The following is a 12742-nucleotide window of genomic DNA, read 5'->3' as shown; positions in this document are numbered from 1 at the left end:
TTTTCCTACCGGGTTGACTATTCTTATTAATTTTACCTCATTTTTAAATAGTCTCATACTTATTTGAAATGACTATATATAAAACAAACATTCACCTTGGTCGTCTAATTAGCCAGAACTCTCTCAAAATTATTAACGAGGATTTTGCACCTTTCTATCCAAGAATTTCATATCATGTCCGATCGATTAGTCATAATATCCCGGTCGGAGCGAGTTTTTTAGATTGTCAATTATTGGCAGCAGGTATTCTTGGTGAGGGGAACCCTACAAAAATCGCGGTTCCTCGACCGGACATGATATCATTTGTGAATTTTTTATTTAAGCATCCGCATTTTTAACCCCCCATTTCAAGCACTATTTTACCAGTTACTGAGCCTGTTTCTAACAGTTCGTGAGCGGCTTGCGCTTCTTCGAGAGGGAAAGTTTTGCTGACGTGAATTTTTAGCAAGTTGCGATCGCACAAACGAGCACACTTCTGCAAAATATGAGCCTGCTGTTCCTGTTCCTCCACCAAACCTTCCAGCATTGGTGTTAACATTAATTCCAGACTAATTCTCAGATTCCGCATTCTCGCTGTTTTCAAATTACCCAAAGCCGGATCGGGTTCCAAAATTGTTACCAAATCTCCATAAATCTTCACAGCCGGAATAGTTTGGTAAAAAGTTTCTCCCCCGACTGTATCGAAAGCCAAATCAACTCCTTGTCCTTGAGTCCAGGTCAAAACCTCATCGACAACATTGGTATTTTTGTATAAAATAACTGAATCTGCACCTAAGTGCTTGACAAAAGTGGCTTTTTCCTCAGAACTAACAGTCGTGCAAACCTCTGCCCCCTGCAACTTTGCCAACTGTATCGCGACGTGGCCGACACCGCCGGCACCAGCTTGAATCAGCACTTTTTGACCGGCTTGCAAGCGCCCTCGATCGTACAGCGATTCCCAAGCTGTAATTAAAACTAACGGTGCCGCCGCCGCCTCAGCAAAACTTAAAGCAGCAGGCTTGAGGGCGAGAAAGCGTTGGTCTACAACAGCAAACTCAGCATAAGTACCGATCGACCCGCCCAAACCGCCATTGCAGAAAAAAACCTCGTCTCCCACTTGGAAACTTTGCACACCAGCACCGACACCCTCTACGACTCCAGCACCGTCGCACCCCAAAACGTGAGGAGTTTTATCGGGGTAAAAAGTGCCGCGCGATCGCAACTTAGTATCTATCGGATTGATACCCGCCGCTCGCAACCGCACCAAAACTTCAGTTTCTGTTTGTATAGTAGGGGCGGGGATATCTTGCAGTTTCAATACGGACGGGCTTCCGGGGTTTTGAAAAACGATCGCTTTCATCATTGGTGTTACACTAGATCAGATAATCCCTAGACTTTATTGTACTTTGCTTAGCAAAGCAAGAAAAAACTTTTTGTTGATCCCAAAGTTTATGATTGTTGTTGAAAAGCCTTACATAGCTCGGTAGCAGCAGTTTTATAAACAGTTTGATGACTTATCGTTTCTGTCCATAAATCTCTACTATCATGGTAAATATTATATGAAAAAAAACTTTTTCACTTCGGGGTCTAACCTTGGTGTTACCATAATTATACCACAGTTATATGCCATCCTAAAACCTACCAACGCCTCTAAATCCTTACCTGCTAAAACGAGAAATCAAATTCTCAAACAAGTTGTTCACGAGTGGGAGTATTGCCAACCATCAAGAATAGCTTATGACCGATATCTACCTCGATTTTCATTTCTCCCCAGCATCCCCCAATACAAACATCAAATCTGGGGATGTAACTTGTTAAGTCAGGATAACCAGTCGATCGAAAAAAAGGGAGGTGACAAAAATAATGGACTACTTCATTTCTCTCAAACTGACATAATAATTTCTACAAAATCCCAAAATGTCATCAAGGTAAGGATAGGTCTTGCAACAGCGATCTACTTTGTTGAGGTTGCCAATCAACAGCTTGTAACGTTGGTCAATTTAAATTATAACCTGAAAGCAGGTAGAGATTTAGGGATTGATAACCTCGTAGTTTTGGCATCTATTAAGCCAACATTTACTCCAACTCTCTCTGATAAAAAACATCTCAAATCAATCAATCAAGCTTTCAATCAGCGCCGAGCATTTTTACTGTCAAAACTTGACCAGGTAAAATCTATCAAGCGCCAAATCAAGGCAATCACCTTTAATCGAAACAAGCGATTAGAAAAATACCTTCATAAAACCAGCAGTTTGATTGTCAAGCGGTTGGTGGATGAGAAAATAACCCAGTTAATTATTGGCAGAAATGGGGGTGACAAACAAAATATAAGATTAGAAAACAAGCATCATAATTTTGGGGTACTTCCTCCTACCCAGCTCATAAAATTTATTACTTACAAAGCTGAGTTACTCGATATTAAGGTAATAGTTACACAAGCATATTATACAAATAAGTGCATTTTTTTGGATTTAGAGTCTGGCGGTAAGCAAGAGTCTTACCAGGGTAAGAGAGGTAAAAGTGGGTGGTTTCGGTATTTGAATGAAATTCGGATTAATGCTGATGTGAATGCAGCGTTAAAGATGATTATAAAATTAAACGTAAACTCACCCTTAGAGGAGTGCCACAACCCTAGATATGTGTTTGCAGTTTCACCTGTACGGGTTGATCCTGTACAAAAAGAACCACAAAAAGTTCGGTAAGGTCAAGTATGGCCCGGTTTTTGTGAACTGTTAACTCTCTTGTCGCCTTCACGGCGATCTGACCTTGTATTCGTTACCCATCCGTGACGATACTTAGTTATTTTTAAATAGATTGGCTTCAGATAACTACAATAATTGTCGAGCGGTGCTAATCGATGTTCGATCTAGATTTATTTTTTTACTTTGAGATTCTTGCATATCTTCTGGGATTATCGGCGACTTTAGCCTTGGTGTCCGCGATTTATCTCAAGCGGCACCGAAGACCTTCCCGCCTACCGCTAGCCCCCGAGCAACGGCAGTTGGCAGAATTAAAGTCCGACGATTTATCTGCGGGATTGAAAATGCGGAAAAACTTTTTGATTTTCCTCAACTCAAATCTATGGCCGGCAACTGACAGCTTCTTGGGTAAAGTTTTAGGTATGGGCCGCGCTGTATTCTTCGCCCAGCAACAGCGCCTAAGTGTGAATTCTTCGCCTCTTTTAGAGCCTGGAACTAGCAAAACCCTAAGTTTGAGCATTTCGGGTTCGATGGGAGACAATCCCGATCGCCCGAATGCCGAGAATCCTCCCCAAGTTAATGGTTACGCGCAATTAGAGGAAGATTTGCTGGGCGAAATCCTAGCAGGTACTGAGTCGCCGGGGGGAGCACAATTCTTTGATGCTTTAGTTTGCCACTTAGCCTCAGCACTCGGAGTTCGCACCGCCGTCGCTGCCAAATCGATTAAGTCGAAGGCACGCACCGATGCTGCTGCCGATAGATTGCAAATTATCAGTTTTTGGAGCGACGGACAGCAGCAGCCAAACTTTGAGTGCGACACTGCCAATACTCCCGAAGCGCGGGTGCTGGAGGGGGGAATGTATTCCTGTGCCGACAACCTCTGGGAAACCTTTCCAGAAGACAGCAGACCGATAGTTACAGGTGCGCGCAGTTTCCTGGGAGTCTTGCTGAAAAACTCTTACGGCGAACCTTTAGGCATTATTTGTATTTTCCACGATCGACCCCTGGTGGAAGCACATCTTGCCAAATTCCGATTAATTCTCAACATCTTTGCTGGACGGGCCGCCGCCGAATTAGAGCGGCAGCGCCTAGAAGCAGCACTGTCCACTGTAGAAGCGAAATACTGCGCCCTGGTAGAACAAATGCCCGCTGTCACCTACATTTCTCCCCTCAACCGCAAGGCTGCCAAACTTTACATCAGCCCGCAAATCGAGACTTTTCTAGGTTATTCTGTAGCTGAATGGAGAGCAGATCCCGACCTGTGGCTGAAACTCGTTCACCCAGAAGACCGTGACCGCGTGTTAGTTGAAAACGCCACACAGAAATTCACCGATGGAGAAGATATCTTCTGCGAGGGGTCGCTGGTTTCAGAATACCGCGCGATCGCCCGCAACGGCCGAGTCGTCTGGTTCCGCGATCAAGCGACCGCAGTTCGCGATGAAGCAAGCAAATCTGTCATCCTTCAAGGCGCAATGTTTGACATCACAGAGACGAAAGTAGCTGCCAGCGCGCTGCTAGAAAGCGAATACCGCTATTACACCTTGGCAAAAATACTGCCGGTCGGGATTTTCCGCGCCGACGCTGCTGGAGATTGCTTGTACGTCAATGAGCGATTTTTGGAGATGGCGGGACTGACTGCGCCAATGGCAATAGGCGAAGGTTGGGCGCAAAGTTTGCATCCCGAAGACCGCGAGCGTGTTTTGAGCCAGTGGTATCGCGCTGTCACAGAAAAGTCGCCCTGTAAGTTAGAGTACCGTTTTTGCAACGGTGACTTCACCACCTGGGTCTTTTCGCAAGCAGTGCCAGAAATGACCAAAAGCGGTGAAGTTCTAGGCTATCTCGCCACTTTGACCGATATCACCGATCGCAAGCAGGCAGAATTCGCGCTGCAACAGGCGGAAGAGAAATACCGCAGTATCTTTGAAAATGCGATCGAAGGCATTTTCCAGACAACGCGCGACGGACGCTACCTCAGCGCTAACCCTGCTTTGGCGAGAATTTATGGCTACGAGTCGGCCACGGAATTGATTGCGAATATCCAAGACATAGACCGCCAACTTTACCTCGATCCCAACCGGCGCGTCGAGTTTTTGCGCGCGATCGAAAAACACGGTTTTGTGTCTGAGTTCGAGTCCCAAGTTTACCGCGCTGACGGCACTACTATCTGGGTTTCCGAGAACGGCCGGGCAGTTCGCGACCCTGACGGAAATTTACTTTACTACGAAGGCACTGTCGAAGATATTACCCTCCGCAAAATAGCAGAAGATAAGTTAGTACACGATGCTTTGCACGATATGCTAACCGGTTTGCCCAACCGAGCTTTATTTATGGATCGCTTGGGGCACGCGATCGATCTTTCAAAACGCCACCCCGAGATTTTGTTTGCGGTGCTGTTTATCGATCTCGATCGCTTTAAGGTTGTTAACGACAGTTTGGGGCATTTAGTTGGTGATCGGTTGCTGATCGCGATCGCGCAGCGCCTGGGAATCTGTTTGCGCGCTGGAGATACCGTGGCCCGTCTCGGTGGCGACGAATTCGCTATTTTGCTGGAAAATATCAAAAGCACCGAGGATGCGATCCAGATTGCCGAACGAGTGCAAGCGGAACTGGCAGAGCCTTTTTACCTTAACGAGTATCAAGTTTTTACCAGTGCTAGCATTGGGATTGTTTGTTCTGGTGTTCCTCCGTGTCCAACGGAAACCCGCAAACTGTCGAGTCCCGAAAATCTGGGAAATATCGATCGGGAAACTTCTTTGTCATGCTTATCTTCCGACTCTCCTGTTCCCAATGTCCCGTTGTCCATATTGTACGATCGACCTGAAGAACTGCTCCGAGATGCAGATGCTGCCATGTATCATGCGAAGGGATTGGGCAAAGCTCGCCACGAAGTTTTTGACTTAAGTATGCACACTCGCGCCGTCGCCCTTTTGCAACTGGAAAACGACCTGCGACGCGCTTTAGACTCCCAGGAATTTCAGCTTTACTATCAGCCCATCGTCTCTCTAACTAGCGGTAAAATCAGCGGTTTTGAAGCGCTGCTGCGGTGGTATCACCCGCTGCGGGGTGTCGTATCTCCCGGCGAGTTTATTTTAGTAGCGGAAGAAACTAGATTGATTATACCTATTGGTTGGTGGATGATGCGATCGGCTTGTCATCAGATCCACGAATGGCACGAAAAATTCCCTGCCAATCCGCCGTTGACTGTCAGCGTCAACCTTTCTAATCAACAATTTAAACAACCGGATTTAATCGATCGCATTAGCGAAATTTTACAAGAAACTCAGCTTGACCCCCGCACTTTAAAGGTAGAAATTACTGAAGGCGTCATCATGGAGAATGCCGAATCAGCAGTCGCTATCCTCGCAGGATTGAAAAATTTAGAAATTCAATTATATATTGACGATTTCGGAACTGGCTATTCTTCGTTGAGCCGCCTGCACACTTTTCCAACTGATGCTTTAAAAATTGATCAAGCTTTTGTTAGCCGCATGACTGAAGATGAAGGCAACGAAGCGATTGTACAGACTATTTTAATTTTGGCCAGTCATTTAGGTATGGATGTAATTGCTGAAGGCATCGAAACCATCGAACAGCTTAATTTACTCAGAGCGCTGCAATGCGAATACGGACAGGGATACTTTTTCTCAAAGCCGATAGACAGCATCGCAGCCACACTTTTGATAGAAAGTCAACCTAAATGGTAATTTGACTGTTGACTGTTAACTGTTTGCTGTTTCTAGGAATAAAAACAGACAGCGGGCTAGTTGTCTGTGGAACTGAGTCTGCTACCAAGTCCGGCTTCAATACTCCCTTTATCTCTGAGTCTGCCTCGGCATACTTCGTTTCACTCTCTTTGCGTTTCAACCGCCGAATGATAAAGGGGGTGGACAACCCGGATTTAGTATTATAAACTGGCAGAAGTTATAAATTTTACCGAATAATAGTCTCCCAAACGCTAGAGTCATAAAAATAACAAACGTGAGTTTTTCCTAAGAAACGTTGGAGGAAAGAAGAAGATTTTGCCGAAACTTTTTTGTAAATCATTTTATCTGAAGAACTTCCTTTAGGTAACGGAGTCTTAGCCGCCACCCAGTCTTGATTAGAATAGCAGTCAATCCAGGTATTTATTGTTGCATTGTTTAAGCATTTATTTATTTCTCTCTCTCCCCAATTAGATTTATAAGATAAAACCTTTAAATTTCCCCCTAAAGTAATGTATCGAAAAAAGTTTTCTCTGTGATAATCAGCCAGAGTATCTGTCGCCACAGCAACACCAAAACTATAAGCTAATATAGTTGCTCTATCATAATTATCGCTCTTCAATACGTCTTCGAGAAGATTTAATACTCTACCACGAGTCTTTGATCTCATTGTACTACCCTCTGTATCTTCCCCTAAATAGGCTGCGGAGAATTCACAGATATCAATAAGTGAACTGATGGGTAAAAAGCTTGATAAAACACTAATAAAAAACCAAAAAGACCATCCTTTCATTGATTCACCAAAAAATCCAATTTTTTTTGCCATCTCCAGCGGAATTGCGCCGCCAAAAAAACTATTTGTTTGTCCTATAGCTATCAAAACAGCAGCTAAAATTCCGTAATACCAACCTGTAAATAAAATAGCGGAAATAATAAAATATATAAATAAAGAAGGAGATTCCTTAAGGGATAACCAAATAGGAGAAATCAACCAATATATCAAGACTTCACCACCTCTAATAAATTTAGTTTTTTCATCTTTTTGACTCAGTTTATTACTAGCAAATACATCCATGTAATAAGCTTCATAAATGTCAATTGTTTTGTACAACTCTTGTTTGTTATAAATAGAAAATCTTTTTCCTGTATGTCCTGCTATTTTTATTTCACCGTTTTCTTGAACAGTAAAACTCTCTAGCTGCTCGCTTAAAGAGCTACAAAAAATTTCCAGAAACTCATTTTTTTCTTGAGTATTTAGACCAGGCACTAAAATTATCACTTCATTAGGAACTGGCATAAAGTTTTAGACCTTATAATAATAAAAAGTGTCTTTAATTCAAGGTTAACGGTTAACAGTTAACAGTCAACCGTCAACAGTCAACCGTCAACTTCCTTAAACTTTCGCTTCCAAAGACTTGAGAAACTCAGTATTTACCCCCGACTCCCGCGTCAGGGCAATTTTCCCAGTACGAGCAATTTCCTTAATCCCAAATCTATTCAGAACCTGGACGATCGCCACCATTTTACCGGGATCTCCCACAACTTCCAATGTCAGCGTATCATCACCAATATCCACAACTCGCGCTCTAAAAATTTGAGCTAACTCAATTATCTCCGATCGCGTCCCGCTAGCAGCATTAACTTTCAGCAACATCAACTCCCGTTCCACACAGGGAATTTCCGTTATATCCTGAACTTTAAGCACGTTAATCAACTTGTACAGTTGCTTTGTCAACTGCTCAATAATCTGGTCATCTCCGGGTACAACCATCGTAATCCGAGATATTCCCACTTGCTCCGCCGGGCCAACGGCCAGACTTTCAATATTAAAACCCCGACGGGCAAACAAACCAGCAATTCGAGTGAGGACACCCGCTTCATCTTCAACTAAAACCGAAAGAGTGTGTTTCATTTCTTCAAAAAAGACGCATTTCGTGCAATTATACTTTCGCCAATTCGCCTTTTAGCAGAAGTGCACGCCCATTGAACCTGCATTAGATATTTTATCGCGAGTTATTCGCCGTTCATCTCCTGGGAAAAAAACCCTCGATCAATTTCGCTTTTACCCGTCTCGATCCCCCTAAATCCCTCTTAAGAAGGGGAGTAGGGGTTGACTTTGATCACACTCCTGTCCCCCCCTTAAGAAGGGGGGTTAGGGGGGATCAGCTTTATCTCAACCGTAAACCCGCCCCAACTCAGTTCTGGGCGCACCCGATCCAAGTTTTTTTGTGTACGAACCTACACAATTCATCGCTAGAATAAAAACTTTTCAGGGCTTGTAGCTGACGGGGATTGAAATTTTGAGACCCATTGGGTCTCAAACTTCCTTCACAGAAAAACCCGGTGTTGCAGCGATGGCATCTGGCGGCGGACTTGTTCTAGTCGATCGGGATTAATTTCTGCGATCGCCACACCCGGTTCCTCTCCAGCATCCGCCAAAACCACACCCCAAGGATCTATAATCATCGCGTGACCGTGTGTTTGACGGCGGCCGTAGTGGCGACCAGTTTGTGCAGGGGCAATCATATAACAAGTATTCTCGATCGCCCTAGCTTGCAACAAAACCTTCCAGTGATCCTTGCCAGTGTAAGCAGTAAATGCCGCCGGCACGAACAAAATATCAGCTCCCTTGTACGACAAATGCCTGTACACCTCCGGGAACCGCACGTCATAGCACACCGAAAGTCCCAGCGTCCCCAACTCCGGCGACACATAAACCGACGGCAAATCTTCACCAGCCTTCACAGTGTTCGATTCCCTGTAAGTAATGCCGTCGGGAACATCCACATCGAACAAATGTACTTTTCTGTACCTTGCCACTTCAGTGCCGTTTGGGTCTACCAGCAAACAAGTATTGTATACCTTCCCCCCTGGAGTCGGCACGGGAAATCCGCCGCCCAGAATCGTTACCTGGAAACGTTGGGCCATCGTTTTGAGGAATTTTTCGCTTTGGAGTCCGATCGCCTCTGCTTGAGCAATCTTTTCCTCCTCTTCTCCCATAAACGAGAAATTTTCTGGTAGGGAAACTAACTCTGCACCTCGACGAACTGCCAAGTCGATTAATTCCTCTGCCTGAACCAAATTTTTTTGCAGGTCAGGCAAGCTAGTCATTTGAATTGCTGCTGCGAGATAAGACTTCATCGATTCACAATATTAGTCATTAGTCATTAGTCATTAATCATTAGTCATTAATCATTAGTCATTGGAACTAATTTGATAACTAAATAGTTGAAATTCTTAACTTTTCCCCATTTATGCACCCATTTTGCACTAACTGGTGTGGTTTGAGAGTTTTGATATTTGAGCTTTAAATTAACCTGTAACTCATCACTCAAAACTCAAAACTCTCAACTGGTTTCTCCTAGGTTTTGCAACCTAATTTCCCTCAAATCTTAAGGCATCGGATGGAAAAGTAGGTCTGGGAAAAAGCGGTTAAATTCAATTAAAGCCGCAGCTTGAATAGATATCCAAAGGATAGCCAATACTGGTGCTGTAGAAAGAAACTTGACAAAGTATTGCATGAATTCTGCTCCTGAAAATTCGAGACAGTTGGTAATTGCCGATCGATAAGCGCGCTAATTGCTCATTTCTAGTTAATTACTTAACCGTTAGCTATTAGCTCTTCTCCATTTCCCAATTTTAGCGGGGGGAAACGGTAATTTCGTCGTCCTTCGCAAACATTTCACCGCTGGTGATGGATGTGAGAGCGGCCAGAGGCCATAAAACGCCGCTCAGCATACATTTGATTGCCAAAGGAACGTCGATAATAATCTCTTTTTCCTCTGGGGTTGCTGATTTTTTGGTAACTTGCAGATAAGAACGGCCCACCCAACCAATCCAACCTGCGATATACAAGAACAGTATGCTAGGAATCAAAAAGTCCCCTGCTCTGCTCAAGTTACCGTCTACGATTAAGTGCGGGTATCCTTCCGGGCCGCACATAGCTTGGGAATAGCGCTCGAATCTTGCTTTCGCAGATGCGGGGTCGCCATTGGTAGAACGTGCATTTTTAGCAAGTTCCTTGAATTCGGGAGAGTCTTTGCACGGCACTAAATTGTAAGCCGAAGCAACTGGAGCAAAACTGAACCAGACACTCAACACTAAAATTGCAGCAAACAATCGTCGCATGGAATTGTTTCCTTTTGTTACAAAACAATAAGTTTTTGTACAAGCATTTCAACTTGCCGATCGCGAATCCAAATTACCGCATTTGTTGACAGTCTAAAGTATCCATCAGTGATGCGGCAAAGCCCAATAGAATGAGGGATTCGCGTTTTCATAGGTCAATGCTGAGCTAGCAATACCGCGAGGATATAGCTTCCTTGCATCAGATGATGGCCTCTGTCCTTCGGGGGGCAAATATCCCTTAACAATAACCTGAGTACAGGTAGAGCGGGGGACTTGCGCCGAATTAGTTAAGCTAGCAATAGCTAACCTATCAAATAAAATTACCAGTAAATGGCAACCATTTTCGCGATCGAAACAAGTTGTGACGAAACAGCAGCAGCAATTGTTAAGAATCGTCAAGTTTGCAGCAATGTTGTAGCATCGCAAATTAAAATCCACGAGCAGTTTGGCGGGGTAGTGCCGGAAGTGGCTTCGCGGAGTCACCTAGAAATGCTAAATCAGGTAATTGCCCAGTGTCTCTGTGAAGCCAACCTCAGTTGGTCAGAAATTGACGGAATTGCAGCGACTTGTGCCCCCGGTTTAGTAGGTGCATTGTTAGTCGGGCTGACAGCGGCGAAAAGCTTGGCAATAGTCCATCAAAAACCTTTTTTAGGCGTCCACCACCTCGAAGGGCACATCTACGCTTCTTACCTTACCGAACCCGACTTGCAGCCACCGTTTTTGTGTTTGTTAGTTTCCGGGGGACACACCAGCTTAATTTATGTCAAAGATTGTGGCGTTTACGAAACTGTAGGACAAACACGCGACGACGCCGCCGGCGAAGCTTTTGATAAAGTTGCGAGACTGTTGCAGCTAGGATATCCCGGTGGGCCACTGATTGACAAATTGGCGGCCCTTGGCAATCCCCAAGCATACCCCCTACCAGAAGGCAGAATTTCGTTACCTGGTGGTGGCTATCATCCCTACGACAGCAGTTTTAGCGGGTTGAAAACCGCAGTTTTGCAATTAGTGCAGAAACTCAAGAAACAAAATAACAATGTGGGTGCCGAAGGCATTTTGCCTGCCTCTACAATTAATGATATTGCGGCTAGCTTTCAAGAAACAGTAGCCAAGGGTTTAACAAAAAGAGCGATCGACTGCGCCGTAAATTTCGGACTGAGCACTATTGTAGTCGGCGGCGGAGTTGCAGCAAACAGCGGACTGCGAAAACACTTACAAGCAGCAGCAGCAAAACACAACTTGCGAGTATTGTTTCCGCCATTAAAATATTGTACAGACAACGCCGCAATGATCGGCTGTGCGGCGGCAGAACACTTGCAGCGAGGACACACATCGCCGCTGACTTTGGGAGCAAATTCGCGGATGGCCCTCAGCGATATTATGGAACTGTACAATAGTCATTAGTAAAAATAAGTGGGTCTTCTGCTGACCAGACTCTGCTTGGTAACGAGAAGACAGTTAATACCAATTTAATGTGAAGTTGCACATATCTCGATCCCCCTAAATCCCCCTTAATAAGGGGGACTTTGAGAAGAATCTTGTCCCCCCCTTATTAAGGGGGGTTAGGGGGGATCAGATGCTATGCTCAACAGTCAACAGTCAACAGCCAACAGTCAACCAAACGATGAAAATCCGCGATGCAGAAGAAAGCGATTTGCCAGCAATTGTCCAAATATATAACGCCGCAATACCAGGGAGAATGGCCACAGCAGATTTAAAACCAGTCTCAATTGAAAGCCGCCTTCCGTGGTACAGAGAACACTCCCCCAATTCCTTGCCGATTTGGGTAATCGAATCAGAACAAAATATTGTTGGCTGGCTGAGTTTTCAGCTTTTTTACGGACGCGCCGCCTATCAGCATACAGCAGAAGTTAGCATCTACGTCGCACCCGATCGCCAACGCTGCGGAATCGGACAAAAATTATTGCAATCGGCAATTGTGCGGAGTCCAGAATTGAACCTTAAAACTCTCATGGGAATAATCTTTTCTCACAATCAGCCAAGTTTAAGATTGTTTGAAAAATTTGGCTTTCAGCGCTGGGGATATCTGCCACAAGTTGCCGAACTTGACGGCGTTGAAAGAGATGTCGTAATTCTTGGTTTGCGTTGTCTGTAGGGACTTAGGCGAGAGCCCTTCATCGTGTCAACTTAGCATTAAATGTAGTATCGGTCTGCTGTTTGACGATATAGGCCCAGATCCCCCCTAGCCACCCTTAAGAAAGGGGGGGACAGGAA

The 12742-nt window shown here is 44.6% G+C and carries 10 protein-coding genes; 4 read left to right on the top strand and 6 right to left on the bottom strand.

The window, feature by feature from the left end:
• Positions 1–334: 334 nt before the first annotated feature.
• Positions 335–1339, bottom strand: a complete 1005-nt coding sequence (locus tag QT994_RS07020; RefSeq protein ID WP_333172873.1) for a zinc-dependent alcohol dehydrogenase family protein — start codon at positions 1337–1339, stop codon at positions 335–337.
• A gap of 199 nt (positions 1340–1538) precedes the next feature.
• Here QT994_RS07020 and QT994_RS07015 point away from each other — a divergent pair, with 199 nt between their 5' ends.
• Positions 1539–2681: a transposase gene (locus QT994_RS07015; RefSeq protein ID WP_333172861.1), complete on the top strand. Its 1143-nt coding sequence runs from the start codon at positions 1539–1541 to the stop codon at positions 2679–2681.
• A 155-nt stretch (positions 2682–2836) separates the two neighbouring features.
• Positions 2837–6382 (top strand): EAL domain-containing protein, encoded by a 3546-nt coding sequence (locus QT994_RS07010; RefSeq protein ID WP_333172858.1) that lies wholly within the window; start codon positions 2837–2839, stop codon positions 6380–6382.
• A gap of 226 nt (positions 6383–6608) precedes the next feature.
• Here QT994_RS07010 and QT994_RS07005 read toward each other — a convergent pair whose 3' ends face one another.
• The 5 genes from QT994_RS07005 to QT994_RS06985 form a co-directional block, all read right to left on the bottom strand.
• Positions 6609–7676, bottom strand: a complete 1068-nt coding sequence (locus tag QT994_RS07005; RefSeq protein WP_333172856.1) for a hypothetical protein — start codon at positions 7674–7676, stop codon at positions 6609–6611.
• 96 nt (positions 7677–7772) lie between these two features.
• Positions 7773–8291 (bottom strand): acetolactate synthase small subunit, encoded by a 519-nt coding sequence (gene ilvN / locus QT994_RS07000; RefSeq protein ID WP_332945237.1) that lies wholly within the window; start codon positions 8289–8291, stop codon positions 7773–7775.
• Positions 8292–8707: 416 nt separating this feature from the next.
• A complete protein-coding gene (locus tag QT994_RS06995; protein ID WP_333045351.1) occupies positions 8708–9520 on the bottom strand; it encodes a carbon-nitrogen hydrolase family protein in 813 nt (270 codons plus the stop codon).
• A gap of 251 nt (positions 9521–9771) precedes the next feature.
• On the bottom strand, positions 9772–9900 hold the full coding sequence (gene psaJ / locus QT994_RS06990) for a photosystem I reaction center subunit IX (RefSeq protein WP_333037175.1): 129 nt from the start codon (positions 9898–9900) through the stop codon (positions 9772–9774).
• 118 nt (positions 9901–10018) lie between these two features.
• Complete coding sequence (locus tag QT994_RS06985; protein WP_333045349.1) at positions 10019–10507, bottom strand: Photosystem I reaction center subunit III; 489 nt, start codon at positions 10505–10507, stop codon at positions 10019–10021.
• A gap of 330 nt (positions 10508–10837) precedes the next feature.
• On the opposite strand from QT994_RS06985, the gene tsaD reads away from it, so the two are divergent.
• Positions 10838–11911: a tRNA (adenosine(37)-N6)-threonylcarbamoyltransferase complex transferase subunit TsaD gene (gene tsaD, locus QT994_RS06980; protein ID WP_333172854.1), complete on the top strand. Its 1074-nt coding sequence runs from the start codon at positions 10838–10840 to the stop codon at positions 11909–11911.
• Positions 11912–12131: 220 nt separating this feature from the next.
• Positions 12132–12623 (top strand): N-acetyltransferase family protein, encoded by a 492-nt coding sequence (locus QT994_RS06975; protein WP_333172870.1) that lies wholly within the window; start codon positions 12132–12134, stop codon positions 12621–12623.
• Positions 12624–12742: the final 119 nt, after the last annotated feature.

Origin of the sequence: Microcoleus sp. S13_B4 (assembly GCF_036700885.1) — a bacterium.
Lineage (GTDB): Bacteria > Cyanobacteriota > Cyanobacteriia > Cyanobacteriales > Microcoleaceae > Microcoleus.
The sequence above is the reverse complement of the archived record's forward strand: the minus strand, read 5'-3'. Positions and strand labels throughout refer to the sequence as shown.